Below are 19075 nucleotides of genomic sequence, written 5' to 3' on the forward strand. Positions count from 1 at the left end.
GGAAGTATCATATTTGAACACGATCTCAGGAGCATGCCTTAAGCGCACCCTTTTACCGATTTCGCTGCGTACGAAGCCCGCTGCCTTTTTTAAGGCATCCAATGAATCCTTAGCCTGCTGAGAGTCACCCAAAACACTTATATAGACTTTAGCACTGCCAAGGTCATCGGCTACTTCGACACTGGTCACGGTAACAAAGCCAATCCTAGGGTCCTTGAGCTCCTCTCGAATCAACTGGGATATTTCTTGTTTTAAGGTCTCTGCGAGCCTATTCGAACGATGTTTAGCCATGTGGTCTCCCTCCATAGGGGTGAATTATAGTTCTCGTTTCACTTCTTCCATGATAAAGGCCTCTATAATGTCTCCCTCTTTAATATCGTTGAAGTTTGCTACTCCAATACCGCATTCATAGCCTTCCACAACTTCTTTGGCATCGTCCTTGAAACGTCTCAGGGATTCCAGATCTCCTTCATGAATGACTATGCCATCACGAATGACGCGGACTTTGGAGTGTCTTGTAATCTTGCCGTTGAGAACATAGGATCCGCCGACAGCTCCAACTTTGGGAACTTTAAAGACTTGGCGAACTTCGGCCCGGCCTTGTACCACTTCCTTGAAATCAGGATCCAACATGCCTGTCATAGCCGCTTTGACATCCTCAATCGCATCATAGATGACCCGATAGAGACGCATATCTACCCCTTGCAGTTCTGCCGTTGCTTTGGTATTGGCATCGGGGCGGACATTAAACCCAATGATGATGGCATTGGAAGCCGCAGCAAGCATGATGTCTGTCTCCGTAATCGCCCCAACCCCTCCATGAATCGGGTTGACTCGGACTTCGCTGGTGGATAGGCGGAGGAGCGATTGCTTCAGAGCTTCAATGGATCCCTGAACATCAGCCTTGATAATAACATTCAGCTCTTTTACTTCCCCTTCTTTAATCCGATCAAAGAGGTCTTCTAAGCTGACTTTAGTCGTCTGCCGCACTTCTTCAGCCTTCCGCTCGTTAGCACGCGCTTCAGCAATCTGACGGGCATGTTTCTCGTCGTCAACTACATTAAAGACTTGACCGGCTATGGGGACCTCATTTAACCCCTGTACCTCGACAGGAGTGGATGGGCCGGCTTTCTTAACACGGCGTCCTTTGTCATCCACCATGGCACGGATGCGGCCAAAGGCGGATCCTGCGAGAATAATATCTCCAACATTTAGGTTTCCTTTGGAGACGAGGACTGTAGCCACAGGTCCTTTTCCTTTATCCAATTCGGCTTCAATCACTGTTCCGGTAGCACTTCGATTGGGGTTAGCCTTAAGCTCTTTAATTTCTGCAACAAGCAGAACCATCTCTAAGAGCTGTTCAATATTCATGCGGGCTTTTGCCGAGACAGGCACCGCGATGGTGTCGCCACCCCATTCTTCAACGACCAGTCCATATTCGGTCAATTCCTGCTTAACCCGATCCGGGTTAGATTCTTCTTTATCAATTTTGTTGATTGCTACAATAATCGGTACATCCGCCGCCTTGGCATGGTTGATAGCTTCAATCGTTTGGGGCATCACGCCGTCATCTGCAGCGACAACAAGAATGGCAATATCCGTAACTTGAGCCCCGCGGGCACGCATTGCTGTAAACGCTTCATGGCCCGGGGTATCAAGGAAGGTGATCTTTTGTCCATTAATTTCTACCTGATAAGCACCAATATGCTGAGTGATACCACCCGCTTCCGATGCAGTGACCTTGGTTGTCCGTATAGCATCAAGGAGTGACGTTTTACCATGGTCAACATGGCCCATGACCGTGACAACCGGAGGACGTGGCCGCAGTTCAGCTGGATCGTCTTCAATCTCTTCGATCACAGTAATTGGTTTCTCTACCTTAACCTCTACCGTTACTCCCATTTCTCCCGCAATGATGGTGGCAGTTTCAGAATCAATCTCTTGATTGATCGTTGCCATGACTCCTAAATCCATCAGCTTTTTAATCACTTCTCCGGATTTACGACTCATTCTCGATGCCAAATCCTGAACTGTTAAAGTTTCCGGAATAACAATATGCTTTGGCGCAGTATCACGTATTTCACGTGGCGCTGGTTTCATATTCCGTTTATTATTTCGTGGTGAACGCATCTCTTTTTCCATCTCTTTTTTGCGTTCAAAAGGCCGATCTGGTGTTTTCTTCTTTTCACCGATTTGACGCTTAGGCGGTTGCTCTACCGCTGGTGCACTGGGAGTTGCAGGTGGTCTTTGAGGTGGTCTTTGTCCTTGAGGACGATCTCCCATCGGTCTTTGTCCTTGAGGACGATCTCCCATCGGTCTTTGTCCTTGAGGACGGTCTCCCATCGGTCGTTGCCCATAAGGACGATCTCCCATAGGTCTTGGTCCTTGAGGACGATCTCCCATAGGACGTTGCCCTTGAGGACGGTCTCCCATGGGACGTTGCCCTTGAGGACGGTCTCCCATCGGTCGTTGTCCATAAGGACGATCTCCCATCGGCCGCTGTCCTTGAGGACGATCTCCCATCGGTCTTTGTCCTTGAGGACGATCTCCCATCGGTCTTTGTCCTTGAGGACGATCTCCCATCGGTCTTTGTCCTTGAGGACGATCTCCCATCGGTCTTGGTCCTTGAGGACGGTCTCCCATCGGTCTTGGTCCTTGGGGACGGTCTCCCATAGGCCGTTGTCCTTGAGGACGGTCTCCCATCGGTCTTTGTCCTTGAGGACGGTCTCCCATCGGTCGTTGTCCTTGAGGACGGTCTCCCATCGGTCGTTGTCCTTGAGGACGATCTCCCATCGGCCGCTGTCCTTGAGGGCGATCTCCCATGGGTCTTTGTCCTTGAGGACGATCTCCCATAGGCCGTTGTCCTTGAGGGCGATCTCCCATAGGCCGTTGTCCTTGGGGACGATCTCCCATCGGTCTTTGTCCTTGAGGACGATCTCCCATAGGCCGTTGTCCTTGGGGATGTCCTTCCCCTTCTACTCGGGAACTTTCCACTTGTGAGCTTTGAGATTTATCATGATTCCCTTCAACTGAACCTTGAGCTAAGCTTTTACTTTCTTGTGTCGGAATACTTTTTTTAGGTTCCACAACCTGCTCTTTGCCCTGCGGCTTTTGATTTCGAGTCCGAAGACGATTGGCCTCATGATCTTCGACAGCACTCAAATGGTTCTTTACATCGACACCTATACTTTCCAGGCGACTCATCACTTCTTTACTGCTTAAATTTAATTCCTTTGCTAATTCATGAACACGTATACTCAAAATACCACCCCCACATATTCAGCGCACATTATCTTTCCAGGCGTCAACTCCTTATCTTTAGTATGGCCTTGGCAAATCCTTCGTCCATAACCAAAATCGTTGATCTTGGAGAGAGCCCGACGGCGATCCCCAAGTCTTGTTTAGTCCCAAGTATCAAAACAGGCAAGCGAAGGTCTTCCGCCCATTTCCCATATTTTTTATGGGTTCCCGGAGCGTCTTCGGCCAAAATGAGGAGAAATCCCTTCCCTTTCTTTAACATAACCTCTATCTGTGACTCTCCGGAGGTAATCTTTCCCGCCCTTCGGGCTAATCCTAAGAGAGAGTAGATTCGTTCTAACACTCCCCACCCAACTTCCTTTCCAGTTCCTCAACCACTTGAGGAGCCAATTCAATTTCCAGGGCTTTTTGGAATCGCTTACCCTTTACTGCTGCTTTAAAACACTCGACTTGCGGGCAAATGTATGCGCCACGGCCATTCCGTTTACCAGTGGGGTCAAGCTCCACAGCTCCCTCTGGTGTGCGGACTACGCGAATGAGCTCCTTTTTCGGCTTCATTTCTTGACAGCCCAAACACATTCTTAGCGGAATTTTGCGTGTCTTCATAGCACTCACCTACCTTTTACCTTTGGCTTTCTTCTTCTTCTCCTTGCGGCTGTTTTTCTCATCAGCATCAAAGTACTTCATCATGGCCCGATCCCGTTCCGTCAGTTTTTCTTCCTTGCTCTCTGACTCTGCGAGGGTATAGTCTTCCTTGTCAGACCCTGCATTGCCTGATGTTACTTCGTATTCTTCGCCCTCTTCGTATGGAAGTTCCTCTTTTTCGTAATTATCGAAGTCTTCGTACTCGGAATTTTCATCATAAACCAGCTCATCATCATAGTTCTCATCGTATGAGGTTTCATCGTATTCTGCATTCTCTTCATATTCTTCATCGTATTCGCTATACTCTTCATATTCATTATAGTCTTCATACTCTTCATATTCTGCATAATCCGCGAATTCATCATACTCTTCGAACTCTCCCAGCTCCTCATTCTTCTCGGGAATGAGATTTTGAGCCAAGGCCTGAGATTCACTTTTAATGTCAATCTTCCAATTGGTCAACTTCGCAGCTAAACGTGCGTTTTGACCTTCTTTACCGATAGCCAGGGATAATTGATAGTCAGGAACTACGACCAAAGCAACTTTCTCATTGGGCTTAGGGTACACACCGACAACTTTGGCAGGGGAGAGTGCATTAGCCACAAATTCTTCGGGATCTGTGGAAAAATTTACGATATCAATCTTTTCACCCTTCAGCTCGGTAACAATGGTTTGAACACGGCTGCCTTTAGGGCCTACGCAAGCACCCACAGGGTCCACATTGGGATCCCGGGAATACACAGCGATTTTAGAGCGAGCTCCCGCCTCCCGGGACACTCCCTTAATCTCAACCAGGCCGTCATGGATTTCCGGCACTTCCAGTTCAAACAAACGTTTAATCAGCCCAGGGTGAGTACGGGATAGCATAACCTGAGGCCCTTTGGTTGTCTTTTTGACTTCCACTACAAAAGTTTTAATTCGCTCAAAGGGTTGATAGGTCTCACCAGGGATTTGTTCTTGTGCTGTCAGAATAGCTTCAACCTTACCTAAGTCGACAATGACATTTTTCTGATCATAGCGCTGAACAACTCCGGTAACGATATCCCCTTCCCGGTTGATATATTCATCGTAAATCATGCCCCGCTCAGCTTCACGAATTCTTTGCACCACCACTTGTTTAGCAGTCTGAGCAGCAATCCGCCCAAATTCACGAGGCGTGACTTCGTATTCCACCACATCATCAATGGCATAGTTAGGGTCAATCTTCCGTGCTTCTTCCAGACTTACCTGAGTCCGTGAGTCTTCGACCTCATCCACCACGTTTTTCCGGGCAAAAACCTTGAACTCTCCGGTCATACGGTCGATATGTACCCGGACATTCTGTAACGAAGCAAAATTTTTCTTGTAAGCAGATATTAGAGCAGCTTCAATAGCTTCAAACAGAATATCCGCTGAGATCCCCCGTTCCTTCTCCAATTCATGGAGGGCCTCAATGAACTCCATATTCATTTTTTATTCTTCCCCCTTATATTATGTTCCAAAACATAGTCAAACCTAGAATTCAAAGGTCAAATGTGCTTTATCCACTATCGATCTGGGAATAGCCATTCTTTCCTTTTCATATTCCAAAACGATGTCGTCTTCAATTAAACCGACTAAATAACCAGTAAACTCTTTATATCCGTGATAAGCTTCTTTAGTCAGGACCCGTACAAGTTTTCCTGTGAAGCGTTCAAAATCTTCATCCTTCTTCAGAGGGCGCTCTAATCCCGGCGAAGAGACTTCAAGCATATAAGCTTGAGCTATAGGGTCATGCTTATCCAATACCTCGCTTACCAAATGGCTGACATTCGTGCAATCGTCGATATCAACCCCGCCCTCTTTATCGATATAAATGCGGAGATACCAATGTGCACCTTCCTTAACATATTCGACATCAACCAGCTCAAGGCCTTGTTCGGTTATAACAGGTGCAATGATCGCCTCAACTTGTTCCATGATGGATTCTCCCATAGCCATCCTCCTATTATTTTTAATAACCACTATGACTAGTGTTGCGAGGGTTTTAATGTGTTATACAAAACAAAGGAAAGAGTGGGTTCAAGACCCACTCCTCTTCGGCTGCAATAGAATTTCTCTTCTTTAAACTATAGCACATACCAGGGAATTGTGCAAGCTATTTGAAATGATTCGATAATTTCTTTAAGCAGTTGGTAATTCTACCTCCGGGGCATTCATAGCTTCCTCAGGAATAGTGAAGTCCTGGGCGCTATTTTGGTTTAAGATCGTGTATTCCATAAATATTTCTGCATCGGAGAAGATGTCTTTTATCTCTAAAGGCAACTTCGGGTCTTCGGCTAGAGCTTTACCTAAGTTTCTCATATTTTCGGATAGATCCATCTGACACTTCAGCGTATCAAGGGTAACTTTATCAACCCAGATTGTATAAACCATATCTCCTATTTGGGAAAAGACATCCGGATTGATAAGACCATTCCCTACGCCGAGCGTATTGCCAGCTGTTTCTTGAAAGATCTGGTCAAAGATATCCCCTGAAGCCACTAGCTTTATCTTTAATGTATCCTTCTCACCGATTTTTTCTTCCCCAAGGATTTCTGCCGAAACAAGATGGTCCATAAACAATTTAAGGTTATCTTTGGGGTCCATGTACATCTTTTCCGTCATTGCAGGATCATCGAAAATGATCTTTTGCCAGTTGTTCTCGATATTCTGATAGATAGCCATTTTTTGCTCATTTTGCACTACATACTGCTCTAAAGTCATTTTTTGATCCATTCCGGGAATATTGGCCTCCATGACCATTTTCATTTTCATAGGGTTTTGAAACACGGCTCCTTTTCCTGTCATGGACATATCCAGAACCTCTTCTCCCACAGAAAACTTCATAGTCATAACCATGTCCATATCATAGCTCTTAAGCCCATACCACTTTGCAAAGGATTCCTCAACGATCTGTTCGGGACTTTTTCCTTGGCTTAAGTTAGTCGTCCCCGTAGAACAGGCTGCGAGAACCAGTGTACACATTAGAATAAGTATAAGAGATGAAATCTTTTTATTCATTCCAGTTATGCACTTCCTTCTTATTAATTTTAATAGGACTTTGGAAGATTATATTTACCAATTAATATTAGCATAGAAATCTCGACTCTGATAGCTGAATAATCAAATACCCAGGCAGAAAAATATGGAAGAATCTAGTTTTTCAGTTTCTTCCCTTTAAAAAAACTCCTAACACAATAACTATTACGCCAGGGAGTACATTTACTGGAATTCTATCTGGAGTAACAACCAAAAAAGAGAGATTTGAATTGAATGACATTTGCTAAAAATAGCATATATATCTAGCCCAATAACTGGAGTAACTCCACATTTTTCCGGAAAGAGTAATCTATATTTGAAATAGGAAATTTCATTTCAATGACTGAAAGGGACGGATTAGTGCCTACTTCTTTATAAATTGGTTCATTCTCATCCCCAATAACCTTTATCAAGGATAAATCTGGGTTAAAGCTAAGTATTGCTAAGCATAAAACTGGCTCGTTATTTTTCTGGATCATTATATAATCAAGATAGGTATCTGCTGACCTTTCCAGCAAATTTTTAGTTCATCTAAAGTTACTATTATATATCGGCTATAGGATCGACGTTCAATAAGGGCTATCCCAGAATTTAATCTTCCATCCATCCCGTCTATATTACAAGAATATAAATATGCCCTTAAATTGCTTCCAAATTATTGATAGCCGTATAAAAAAGATTTGGTACGCATTGAACGACCAAATCGCAACAAAACAATTTTAATCTTTTATAGCATATATAGAGGCATTTCCATTCATAGACATTTCGATTTTGAAGGAAAAGAATTGATTGGCTTGTCACTGTGTACTCTCGTACTACATCTAGTAACCCATAGTTCTAACAGCTATTTTGTAAATTTAAGCGCCTTTTGTATGATACTTGAATTCACTGAAAGATCGTCTATTACCACTTTTTGTCCCTTCGGGCCAGTCTGCCACTCTTTAAATGTTACACAATAAAAACCTGGAATCCCCATTTCATTGGCCGTAAGTTCCATAGCACCAGCTATCGGTTGATTTGGTGAATAAACTACCTCCAGCTCTTGATGCCAAGTCCATCCTGCTTGCTCACCAGATAAATACTGCCATAATTTTGCCTTTTGCCAAGCACCAGGAAGGGGGATATCGCCCCTTAACATTGGATCAAAAAGCTTATCCCACTTTCTTTCCAAAAAGATGACATCGGTTGCTTTAGGATCCCAAGAAACAGCCGGTTGGTTATAAAGAAAAGCCTCCCAATTTTCTAAAGTCCCTTTAAACATTCTTCCTTGTGGGTTATAGCCGTAATCATCAAAAGCAGCAAACGCTCCTAAGGGAATAGATAAAAATATTATTACGAATAAAACTAATGGAATAAGTCTTTTTTTGCCCCTCATATGATCCCTCCTTTAATTTTCTTTTAATACCATTTAATGTTATGCATTCGCCAAAAAATAGCTATTTCCTTCCTAAAATTGATAGTTTATGTAAAAAACTTCAGAGTTTCTTTAATTCCTCAGAGCTCAGCAGCTTGTTTTTCTTTCATTTCCAAGAATCAGTTTTCTACCGGAGCGAATTACTTTCTCTGCATTACAGATTTTTCACCTTTAGAATAAAAACGACAATGACTCCCTTAAGTTTTCCTTCGGAAGTCATTTCTATGAATACTGATTCAGGCATGAAAAACCGACATCACTTTATGGAAACAAGCTTTTAAAAGCATCAAAGGACATGCCGCCGGGAATGCGGACTCTTTTTAAGGCTAAAGGTTTATCCCCTAAATGGACTTTTCCAGGTTTAGTTGTAAAGCCGAGCTTATATCCCAGGCGGGGCATTATTTCAAGTGTTTTATCATTGTAATTGCCCGAGGGAAAGCACAAAGCATTAATATTTCTGCCCACATAGCTTTCTATCTCTTTTTTTGATAAGGCAAGCTCTTTTTCAAGTTGATTAGATGAAAGAATTGTTAGATCTGGATGGGTTCTCGTATGACTTCCGATGCTGTTTCCTTGATCTGCAAGAACACGAATTTGCTCCCAGTTCATCATTCCGGGACCAACTGAATCAGTTATGATAAAAAAAGTCGCCCGGAAACCATTCTCTTGTAAAATCGGCCAGGCATCTTGATAATTATCCAAATATCCATCATCAAACGTAATCAGAATCGGTTTGAGAGGAACTGGTTTTTCATGTATCAAAGCTTGGTAAAATTCTTCCAGTGATAGGGCGGAATAGTTACGGGATTTTAACCACTTCATTTCCTCAGTGAATTGGGCAACAGGAACCCCTAAATTATTTCCAGGGATGGTACTGATGGAATGATACATGAGCACAGGTATCCCATCAGCAGGAAATGCGCTTAACGATTGTTCAATCATGGGACTTCCTTTCTCTATTTGATCCTTTTGAGGGGTTTCCGAAACATCTGTATTCTTTGACTGGCTGACAGATAAATTATCATCCGAAATGTTCACAGCATTATTGGGAGCAGAGGACTCTGCCTGGGACCTTTCGCTATGATCTGATCGACCAAGGTTTTGTATGTGGGAACATCCATTGCTCAAAAGTAAACAGGATAAGATAATCAATGCTGTCAAAAGATGCTTCATCATCTAACCTCCGCTGAACTGTTTTTAGTTAAAAAGAACCAAATCAATATATGTTCCCCTCATAAAATCAAATTACTATCGGGATCATCAGATAATATATAATACATCACCTAGGATGTTTCTATTCAAACCACATCTTTTAAACGTGAAAATAACTTTACTTATATCCCATTAGCAAAAACCGGTCTTCCTTATATAAGAAAGACCAGCTTTTGCTTATTCAGCTCTTAAATTATCTCATTATGCCAAATGGGCAGCCAACCCAAGAAAGGAAATACTGACTCCCTAGGAAACCGTACTAACTGATCAATTTTAATCCAACAGCAGAGCCAAGCACAACGGCGATAGAAATAATCCTTGGTAAATTCCGTGGTTCACCATATATCAACATCCCTAGTATCGCTCCTCCCGAAGCCCCAATTCCTGTCCACACCGCATAGGCTGTTCCCATCGGCAAAGTTTTCATAGCAAGCGCCAGAAAAATAAAACTTAGGCCAAAGCCGGTGACCAGTAGGGCAAGCGCCTTCCAATTGTGGTCCTTGTGCAGCTTGTTAATCATTGCAACTCCCATCATCTCGAAAACACCTGCAATTATGAGGTATAGCCAGTCCATATCATCGCACCTCCTTCTCTTTCTGGTTGCTTAGCAGCTTGAGACTGACCACTCCACTGAGCAGCAGCACAATTAAGGCGAGTTTAGCAGGTATAACAGGTGCATTGAACAGTAGAATTTCCGCCAATACGGTTCCCGCTGTTCCAAGTCCGACGAAGACGGCATATACCGTGCCAACGGCAATATTACGCCCAGCCATAATCATCAAGTAAAAACTGATGATTATGGCAATCAATGTCCCTCCCCATTCCCAAATACCCTCCGCATGCTTCAGCCCAATCACCCAACATACTTCAAAGAAAGCGGCAATCACAACAGATGCCCAGATTTTGTTCATATCTATCCCCTCCTTTTTAAGTATTAGCAAAAAAAATAATAAAACCCGGGAAAATAAGCTGCATTATTGCAGCTATTCTCCCGGGCTTTTATCCCTCCGTGATACAGCCGTAGGCTGTCGTTTACTCTCGGACCAGGCCAGCGAACTGCGGAACCCTAGAAAACTACTTATTATTTTTGAGCACATTATACACAGCAGGCTTTCAGTTGTCAAGAATGTATCGCATCCCCTTCTTCTCCTCAGAGAATAATAAAAATGGTGCATCGATGCAACATTTGGAAGCACAAATTTGATATTCAAAATTAGTTCTGCCATGGGTTAAGGCTTCAAATTTCCAAGCGCTTGGAAATTTCGCCCTTCCTGCAGCCACCTATTATCACTTAGTTTGCTACCAGAGAGCATTGCCGCCTCCTCATAGACGGGGTTTTCTCCTTTGGGTTTGCCATCTTTAGATTCTCTTGCCTTAACTTTCTGCTCAGGATAAAACTCCGTCAGATGCTTCCAAAAGCGTTTGGGCATGAAATTCATACGACAGCGGGGATTATCCCTGCTTTCAATGGCAATGGTCTTGTAGAACTGCTGCCAGAGGCGGCGGTATTCTACTTCGCTTTCTTCCGGCTCCGGCAATTCCCAATCCTCAACATCCACGATTTCCGCTCTGCCCGCTTGATGGATTAGTGCGGCCTTATGAGTCTTGTCAAAAATCATAAAGACTTCATTGGGGTAACGGCTTGAGAAGTGAGCGGCCAAGAGAGGTAAAACGAAATTTTGGGGTTCAATCATGGCGACCAAGGCTTCGTTATAAATTGAAAACCGGACGAACCCTTTATAGCGGTGGCTTTCAAAGGTTAAGTTCTGTACCGCTTTTTGCAATGCGTTGACATGCTCATCAGTCAGCATCCCCATGACATTCCCTCCTACCTTGTACCCCAGCCTTAGAAAAAGAAAAATCAGCCGTTCCTTTTGCGGGGCACAGGTCAAGAAACCAAGTCTCACCAGTTCTTGTGCTTCCAGAGAAATTTTGATGGGGATAGAATCATACACGCGCTGAGCCTTTTGAGGGTCCGTCTCAATAGTCTTAAGGGTATCAAAGAGGCCAGGCTGGCCCTCCGGCGGGAGAATGTCGAGGGGGATTTCCTTCTCCTCATAGCTTGTGAAGACACAGCACATGAGTCCTTCAAAGCTTCCGTCGTATTTGTAGACTAAAGTTGCCCCGTCAAACACTGAATCACATCCTCTCGGGAAATGGGTGGCTCCTCGAACAGGGCCAGTTGCTGGGGTGCCTGGGAGGGAAGACTGGCGATGACCCGCTCGGACATCAGGGCTTGCATCACGTTATGAGGAGTTACCTTAAGCCCCTCCAGGGTTTTTCCTTTGCAGAGAATAAAATACTGAGCACGCTTAAGAACAACGCCCAGCTTTTTCAACCCCGCAAAATCGAGATGGGCTATTTTCCGTGCCCGCAAAATCCGGCGGGCACTGGTTACACCAATTCCCGGTACCCGCAGGAGCATTTCATAAGGGGCTTGATTGATCTCGACGGGGAACTGGTCCAGATGATTAAGGGCCCAGTTGCATTTGGGATCAACATGTAGATTAAAATTTTGATGACCTTCATCCAATAGTTCCCGGGCTTCAAAACCGTAGAACCGCAGGAGCCAATCTGCTTGATAAAGGCGATGCTCTCTCAACAGGGGTGGTTTTGCCGAAACTGCCGGCAACAGACTGTGTTCGGCAACCGGTATGTAAGCCGAGAAAAAGACTCGTTTCAGTTGATATTTTTTATACAGCCCTTCTGCCAGGGTCAGTATCTTATAATCGGTATCCGGTGTGGCGCCAACGATGAGCTGGGTACTTTGACCTGCCGGGACAAACTTCGGAGCATGGCGGTATTTGATCAGATCCGTAGTATTTTCCGTTATTTTACCTTTGATGAGACCCATAGGCCGGAGAATAGCTTCCTTGCTCTTATCGGGAGCCAAAAGCTTCAGGCTCTCCTGGGATGGGAGTTCGATATTGACGCTGACCCGGTCCGCCAGATAGCCCAGTCGGGTTAAAATCTCATTATCTGTACCGGGAATGGCCTTAACATGAATATATCCGGCAAACCGATACTCATGACGCAAAAGTTCCAAAGTCTTAATCAGTAGTTCGGACGTATAGTTCGAATTTTTAATGACCGCCGAACTCAAAAATAACCCCTCAATATAATTGCGACGGTAAAAATTAATCGTCAGCTCGGCAAGCTCCCGGGGAGTAAAGGCAGCTCTGGGAACATCATTGGAACTGCGATTGATACAATATTTACAGTCGTAGACACAGATATTGGTCAGCAGCACTTTAAGAAGGGTTATACACCGACCGTCTGCGGCAAAGCTATGACAGATCCCGGCCGCTACCGTATTCCCAATGCTGCCTGACCTACCCTTACGCTCGACCCCACTGGAAGTGCAAGCCACATCATATTTTGCTGAGTCTGTCAAAATAGTAAGTTTATCAAATACATCCATATCCGTCCCCCCCAATTATAAGAATATAACAGAACATATATTCTTGCAATAGGGACTGTTTGTTCCCATGAAAAACTTTATCGTTTTTTATAATAGTCAAGGCAGCGAAAGAATAGCCCGCTGCCTTCTGATCCCCATATCACTCTAAGCCTAAATTGTAGGTCTCACTTTATGGTTCAACATATTCACTTGAAAAAATTATTTCGCCCACCTGGTTGTAACCTATGATTTTACTTAATATTCCTTCCGAAGAATTCAATAAGACAAACCATACCTTGCCTTTTTCATTGCTGACAATGCGCGCTTTCTTTTCTATGTCTGAATTCTTTGTTAGGACCCCGATACTAACGATATCCCCTCTAAGAATTTCACCATACGCTAAGGGAAAAGGGCTTTTCACGTATCCTTTCGTAGAGGGAAAGTATTGAGCTGTTACTTCATCTATTCCAGTATGTTCTCCGCCGAATACCCATTTCCAGCCGCTGTTGGTCTTTTGGACATATCCAGCCGCTACGCTGTGAGCATTCCCGTCATTAATTCCTTTATGATAGAACACTACTTCTCCGTCATTTACTTTCTCACTATGGAGGATCGACACAACTTCTCTCCCGGATCTTTCTATTGCTTCCTCAATAGTTCGCCCTGAAGGATGATGTGTGTTATTAAATAATGTCCCCATAATTCCAAAAAACAAGACCATTATGACAGCAAACAATCTGCTCATGTTTCTCTCCACCACCTTATCAACAAAAATCGTCAGCTGTTCCTAATATTCTTCACGCAAACATAAATCCCTCTATTTTCCATTCAAGTATGATTATGAGCAAGCCGTAAATCTGATCATGTACAAATAACGGACGATTTCTTATTCAATGGATGGATGCAAAAACAAACCGGGAGATGCTTTTTACGGCATTCCCGGTCGAGTTATAGTCATTCTACCTATCTTTACTTAACCCTTAAGGCTTCACCAATCATTCCCTGGACACGGCTTGCCAGCTCTCCCACTTTCACCAGCTGAACTTCCCCTGTCTTGCGATCCCGAAGCTCGACTTCTCCATTGGCCAAAGTCTTGCTCCCTACTGTAACTCTCAGAGGATAGCCTACCAGGTCAGCGTCTTTGAACTTGACTCCCGGCCTCTCGTCCCGATCATCCAGGACGGCTTCCACACCGAGTTTCAGCAGCTCCTGGTATAAATTCTCGCCCGTCTCGCGGACTTGCTCATCTTTCATATTGACAGGAACGACGATCACATGATAAGGAGCGATGGGGATGGGCCAGATGATTCCATCCTTATCATTGTTTTGTTCAATAGCCGCAGCCATGGTACGGCTGACTCCGATACCATAGCACCCCATGACACAGGGATGCTCGGCCCCGTTCTCATCCAGGAATACGGCATTGAGAGCTTTGGAGTATTTGGTACCCAGTTTAAAGACTTGACCCACTTCAATGCCCCGTGCTTCTTGGAGAGGGCTGCCGCATTTGGGACAGGGCTCCCCGGCTTCCACCATGCGCAGGTCAAGAACCTGATCGATGCGGAAATCCTTCTCCGGTACAGCATCCACATAGTGCTTGTCCTCAGCATTGGCACCGCAAACAGCCTTAGCCATCAAAGGTACTTCCAAATCGGCAACCACCATCAAGTCTTTGGGAATACCGATAGGGCCTACAAAGCCGGGCTCACAGCCAAGTTTTTTCTGAACCGCCTCAGGACCGGCCAACTGCAGATTGATAAAGGGACCAAGTGCATTATTCACTTTGATTTCATTGATTTCCCGGTCTCCCCGCACCAGAACCAAGAAGAGCTTATCGTCTCCCTGATAAAGAAGGGACTTCACCAATTCATTTTGGGGAACTCCTAAGAATTCAGCCACCTGTTCAATGGTCTTTGCATTAGGAGTATCCACACTACGGTAAGCACCGGCAGGAGTATCGCCGGCAACAGGAGCGGGCTTACATTCAGCCTTCTCCACATTGGCAGCGTAATCACAATCAGGACAATAGACGACGGCCGCTTCTCCAGATTCAGCCAAGACCATAAATTCATGAGTGCCCCCCGTACCGCCGATGGCTCCGGCATCTGCCTCTACAGGGCGGAAGGTTAAACCGCAACGGGTAAAGACCTGGGTGTAAGCATCATACATTTTCTTATAGCTTTCAGCTAAGCCTGCCTCATCCCGGTCAAAGGAATAAAGATCCTTCATGATAAATTCCCGTCCCCGCATTAAGCCAAAGCGGGGACGCCGCTCATCCCGGTATTTATTTTGAATCTGATACAGAAGCAAGGGCAACTGTTTATAGGAACGGATTTCTCCCCGTACCAGATCAGTAATGATTTCTTCATGAGTCGGTCCCAGGCAGAATTCCCGATTGTGGCGGTCATTAAGACGCATCAGCTCCTGTCCGTATAAATCCCAGCGACCGCTCTCACGCCAGAGCTCGGCAGGCTGAATAATCGGGAGCAGGACTTCTTGACCTCCCTTAACATCCATTTCTTCCCGGACTATTTGTTCAATTTTGCGCAATACACGCAAGCCCAGAGGCAAGTAGGTATAGATACCGGCAGCGGATTTACGGATTAATCCTGCTCTAACCAGCAACTGATGACTAACCACTTCCGCCTCAGCAGGAACTTCCCGCAGGGTGGGATTAAGGATTTGGCTTACACGCATTAGTGTTGCTCCTTTCCATACTGTTTCACATAATTTTCGATTTCATGGAGTAAGGCGGGCAATAGTTCTTCTTCAGATAAACGGGCGACAATATCCCCTTTTTTAAAGAGCAAGCCCATTCCTTTGCCGCCAGCAATACCAAAATCCGCTTCCCGGGCTTCTCCGGGTCCATTGACCGCACACCCCATAACTGCAACTTTCAAGGGGCGATCCAGCGGAGGAAGATTGGAGAGCTTGTCCTCAACCTTCTCAGCTAATTCAGCGAGATTCACCTGAGTACGGCCGCAGGTCGGACAGCTGATCAGCTCTACTCCCCGGTTTCTTAACCCAAGAACTTTCAAAATTTCCAAAGCTACAGGAATCTCTTGAACAGGATCCACGGTAAGGGATACACGCAGGGTATCTCCTATCCCTTCGGCTAAGAGACTGCCGATACCTACCGCAGATTTTACCACTCCGGAACGAACCGTTCCTGCCTCAGTGACTCCTATATGAAGGGGATAATCCACCCTTTCCGCCATTTTGCGGTAAGCTTCAAGCATCAAGGGGACATGGGAAGCCTTTAAGGAGACTTTGATTTTGTCATAGCCTTCTTCTTCAAGCAAATGTATATGCCCTAAGGCACTTTCCACCATTCCTTCAGGGGTGACTCCCTGATATTTTTCCAGGATTTCTTTTTCCAGTGAACCGGCATTAACCCCGATCCGAATAGGTATCTCTCTTTCCTTACAGGCCCGGACAACCTCCTGCACCTTCCAGCGTGCGCCGATATTGCCCGGATTCAGTCTTAACCCGTGAACACCTTGTTCGATAGCCAGCAAAGCCAGCTGATAATCGAAATGGATGTCGGCGATGACGGGAAGCTCGCTCTTCAAGGCAATGTCTCTGAGAGCATGGCCCGCATCCCGATCCAGCACGGCCAGCCGTACCACCTCACACCCAGCTTTGGCCAAGGCGTTAATCTGAGCCAGGGTACTGGAGATGTCCCGGGTATCTGTATTGGTCATAGATTGGACGACGATAGGAGCTCCTCCCCCTATGGTTACATCTCCAATCCTTACGGTTTTCGTCATCTTGCGCTCCACATTGAGGCCTCCTTATCCTTTGCCTGAAAAGAGTTTTAAAATATCTTGATAAGTGACTGCCAACATTAAGCACATTAAGAAAATGAAGCCCAGAAAATGAATAAAGTTTTGTCGTTCGGGGTTCATAGGTTTACCCCTCAGTCCCTCGATCAGCAAAAAGACCAGGTGGCTTCCATCAAGGGCTGGAATGGGAAAAAGATTAAGGAGGCCCAGTTGAATACTCAATATCCCGATAAATCCTAAATAATTCTCCCAGCCTGACTCAGCACTTTGATCGATGGCTTGAACAATGGCTACCGGTCCTCCCAATTCAGCCTTCGTCTCACCTGTAATCATCTGAGCTAAGGTGACTAAGATCAAACGAGTGAAATTAATGGTCTGTTCCAGCCCATAGCGTGCCGCTTCCAGTAAACTCGTCTTCTGATAGGTAACCTCCGGACTGATCCCCACCAGACCGTTTCCTGAGGTGGGGTCTTTCTGGGTCGTTATGGTTAGGGCTCTTTGCATTCCTTGATGCTCAACCACAAGAACAACCTCTTGCTCAGGCTTAATATGAATCGCTTGGGTTAAATCCGTCCAAGTAGAAGTCTCGACTCCATTGACCGAAACAATTTTATCCCCGGGTTCAATCCCGGCGGCCTGAGCAGGCATTCCTTGAATCAACGAACCTACGACATTGGTATTGGTTGCTGTGGCGATGCCAAAATAGGCAAAGACAATCATGAATAAAAATATAGCCAAGACTAAATTCATAATGGGTCCTGCGGCGATAACCGACATGCGCTGCCATACTTTTTTGTTATTGAAGCTGCGCGGATCTGTGGTAGGGGCTAAAACCTGGTTCCCATTTTCGTCTGTCTCAGCATCCATTCCATAAAGCTTTACAAAGCCACCTAAAGGAACCAGCCTTAGGGAGTAAGCAGTTTCTTTGCCTTTAAAACCGATGATCTTCGGCCCAAATCCAAAAGCAAACTCCAACACCTTAATGCCATTTAAACGGGCCACAATAAAATGACCGAGTTCATGAATCATAACCAGCAGCCCGAAAGCAAATACCACAGCTATAGCACTTACCAAACTAAACCCTCCTCCATTCTTCCACTATGAATGGTGTCCTTGCTCATGTTTCTCTTAATCTTATACCAATCTATCTTCAACTATGCCTTGTCTTATTCGAAAGGATGAGCTCTTCCGTGCGAACACGCGCCCAATGATCCGCATTAAGTATGGTTTCCAAATCTGTAGCATCTAACACATCATGTTCCCAGCAAACCTTATCCACCAAGGCGATGATTTCCGGATAGGACACCCTGCGTGATAAAAAGGCATGAACCGCAACTTCATTGGCAGCATTCATAACAGCCGGCAAAGTCCCTCCCCGTTTTCCACAAGCATAGGCAAGCTTCAAGGCAGGAAAATCATAATCCTCCGGATCAAAAAAGGTTAAGCTCTTTCCCCGCAGATCAAGCCGTTCCAATGGATTAGGCCAGCGGGTCGGGTAAGCTAAGGCATACTGGATAGGCAAACGCATATCCGGTCTCCCCAATTGGGCCAGGACACTCCCGTCACAGTATTGGACCATAGAATGAATCACACTTTGGGGATGAATCAATACCTCGATCTGCTCATACTCCATATTGAAGAGGTGATGAGCCTCGATAACTTCTAAACCTTTATTCATCATGGTCGCTGAATCAATGGTTATCTTTGCTCCCATAGCCCAATTAGGGTGCTGGAGAGCTCTTTCCGGAGTGACTTCTTTCAACTGTTCTTCAGACCATCCCCGGAAAGGACCGCCGGAAGCGGTAAGTATGATCTTCTCCAGGGTACGCGAATCACTTTCCATACATTGGAAGATCGCAGAATGCTCACTATCCACCGGAAGAATAGCTCTACCCAGCCTTCTGGCTGTCTCCATAACCAACTCGCCGGCGGCAACCAAAGTTTCTTTATTGGCTAAGGCAATATCTTTTCCCGTCTGCAAAGCTTCCAGGGTAGGTTCTAAACCAATCCGTCCGCTGATAGCAGTTACCACCGTATCCGGCACTTCATCTGTAACCGTTCGCAGGAGCCCCTCCATTCCATGAACCACTTCAATGTCCAGGTCTGCTATCCTATGCTTTAACTCCAGAGCAGCCTTTTCCTCCATCAGCCCAATGATCTGGGGCCTGAACTCCCGGGCTTGGAGTTCAATTTCCTTGACATTCTTCCCTGCCGCCAAAGCAAAAACTTCTAATTTCTCCGGATTCTGACGCACAATATCCAGGGTTTGTGTTCCAATAGACCCCGTAGAGCCTAGAATTGTCAATCTCTTCACGCGCTCAC

Annotated in this window: 18 protein-coding genes and 1 riboswitch; all 18 genes read right to left on the reverse strand. The window is 45.3% G+C overall.

Features of this window, described 5'->3' with window-relative positions; translation table 11 throughout:
• The coding region (gene rbfA / locus DESPCE1_RS0115400) for a 30S ribosome-binding factor RbfA (RefSeq protein WP_019850973.1) at nucleotides 1-291 on the reverse strand (291 nt) is incomplete at its 3' end.
• A 24-nt stretch (nucleotides 292-315) separates the two neighbouring features.
• Nucleotides 316-3261, reverse strand: coding sequence for a translation initiation factor IF-2 (gene infB / locus DESPCE1_RS0115405; RefSeq protein WP_019850974.1), 2946 nt, complete (start codon nucleotides 3259-3261; stop codon nucleotides 316-318).
• Between the two features lie 43 nt (nucleotides 3262-3304).
• A complete protein-coding gene (locus DESPCE1_RS0115410; RefSeq protein ID WP_014794858.1) occupies nucleotides 3305-3601 on the reverse strand; it encodes a L7Ae/L30e/S12e/Gadd45 family protein in 297 nt (98 codons plus the stop codon).
• The gene (gene rnpM, locus DESPCE1_RS0115415; protein ID WP_014794859.1) at nucleotides 3595-3864 is read right to left on the reverse strand and encodes an RNase P modulator RnpM; all 270 of its coding nucleotides are present in this window, start codon (nucleotides 3862-3864) and stop codon (nucleotides 3595-3597) included. Before rnpM ends, DESPCE1_RS0115410 begins: the two co-directional genes overlap by 7 nt.
• A gap of 9 nt (nucleotides 3865-3873) precedes the next feature.
• The gene (nusA, locus tag DESPCE1_RS0115420; protein ID WP_014794860.1) at nucleotides 3874-5352 is read right to left on the reverse strand and encodes a transcription termination factor NusA; all 1479 of its coding nucleotides are present in this window, start codon (nucleotides 5350-5352) and stop codon (nucleotides 3874-3876) included.
• Nucleotides 5353-5397: 45 nt separating this feature from the next.
• A complete protein-coding gene (gene rimP, locus DESPCE1_RS0115425) occupies nucleotides 5398-5856 on the reverse strand; it encodes a ribosome maturation factor RimP (protein ID WP_014794861.1) in 459 nt (152 codons plus the stop codon).
• Nucleotides 5857-6045: 189 nt separating this feature from the next.
• On the reverse strand, nucleotides 6046-6924 hold the full coding sequence (locus DESPCE1_RS0115430) for a DUF6612 family protein (protein WP_019850976.1): 879 nt from the start codon (nucleotides 6922-6924) through the stop codon (nucleotides 6046-6048).
• 862 nt (nucleotides 6925-7786) lie between these two features.
• Nucleotides 7787-8317: a hypothetical protein gene (locus DESPCE1_RS0115440; protein WP_019850978.1), complete on the reverse strand. Its 531-nt coding sequence runs from the start codon at nucleotides 8315-8317 to the stop codon at nucleotides 7787-7789.
• Nucleotides 8318-8617: 300 nt separating this feature from the next.
• Entirely contained in the window at nucleotides 8618-9298 is a 681-nt protein-coding gene (locus DESPCE1_RS0115445; protein WP_242831261.1) for a polysaccharide deacetylase family protein, read from the reverse strand.
• A gap of 529 nt (nucleotides 9299-9827) precedes the next feature.
• Complete coding sequence (locus DESPCE1_RS0115450; protein WP_019850980.1) at nucleotides 9828-10142, reverse strand: multidrug efflux SMR transporter; 315 nt, start codon at nucleotides 10140-10142, stop codon at nucleotides 9828-9830.
• Between the two features lies 1 nt (nucleotide 10143).
• Nucleotides 10144-10479: a multidrug efflux SMR transporter gene (locus tag DESPCE1_RS0115455; protein ID WP_019850981.1), complete on the reverse strand. Its 336-nt coding sequence runs from the start codon at nucleotides 10477-10479 to the stop codon at nucleotides 10144-10146.
• Nucleotides 10480-10554: 75 nt separating this feature from the next.
• Nucleotides 10555-10649, reverse strand: a riboswitch (guanidine-I (ykkC/yxkD leader).
• 148 nt (nucleotides 10650-10797) lie between these two features.
• A complete protein-coding gene (locus DESPCE1_RS0115460; RefSeq protein WP_019850982.1) occupies nucleotides 10798-11703 on the reverse strand; it encodes a TIGR03915 family putative DNA repair protein in 906 nt (301 codons plus the stop codon).
• On the reverse strand, nucleotides 11682-12989 hold the full coding sequence (locus DESPCE1_RS0115465; RefSeq protein ID WP_019850983.1) for a putative DNA modification/repair radical SAM protein: 1308 nt from the start codon (nucleotides 12987-12989) through the stop codon (nucleotides 11682-11684). Before DESPCE1_RS0115465 ends, DESPCE1_RS0115460 begins: the two co-directional genes overlap by 22 nt.
• A 169-nt stretch (nucleotides 12990-13158) precedes the next feature.
• Nucleotides 13159-13713, reverse strand: a complete 555-nt coding sequence (locus DESPCE1_RS0115470) for a hypothetical protein (RefSeq protein ID WP_014794870.1) — start codon at nucleotides 13711-13713, stop codon at nucleotides 13159-13161.
• A gap of 224 nt (nucleotides 13714-13937) precedes the next feature.
• Nucleotides 13938-15665 (reverse strand): proline--tRNA ligase, encoded by a 1728-nt coding sequence (locus tag DESPCE1_RS0115475; protein ID WP_019850984.1) that lies wholly within the window; start codon nucleotides 15663-15665, stop codon nucleotides 13938-13940.
• A complete protein-coding gene (ispG, locus tag DESPCE1_RS0115480; protein WP_019850985.1) occupies nucleotides 15665-16750 on the reverse strand; it encodes a flavodoxin-dependent (E)-4-hydroxy-3-methylbut-2-enyl-diphosphate synthase in 1086 nt (361 codons plus the stop codon). The genes DESPCE1_RS0115475 and ispG overlap by 1 nt, the downstream gene beginning before the upstream one ends.
• A gap of 12 nt (nucleotides 16751-16762) precedes the next feature.
• On the reverse strand, nucleotides 16763-17827 hold the full coding sequence (gene rseP, locus DESPCE1_RS0115485) for an RIP metalloprotease RseP (RefSeq protein WP_014794873.1): 1065 nt from the start codon (nucleotides 17825-17827) through the stop codon (nucleotides 16763-16765).
• Nucleotides 17828-17903: 76 nt separating this feature from the next.
• Nucleotides 17904-19067 (reverse strand): 1-deoxy-D-xylulose-5-phosphate reductoisomerase, encoded by a 1164-nt coding sequence (locus DESPCE1_RS0115490; protein WP_014794874.1) that lies wholly within the window; start codon nucleotides 19065-19067, stop codon nucleotides 17904-17906.
• Nucleotides 19068-19075 lie beyond the last annotated feature (8 nt).

Source organism: Desulfitobacterium sp. PCE1 (assembly GCF_000384015.1).
GTDB lineage: Bacteria > Bacillota > Desulfitobacteriia > Desulfitobacteriales > Desulfitobacteriaceae > Desulfitobacterium > Desulfitobacterium dehalogenans.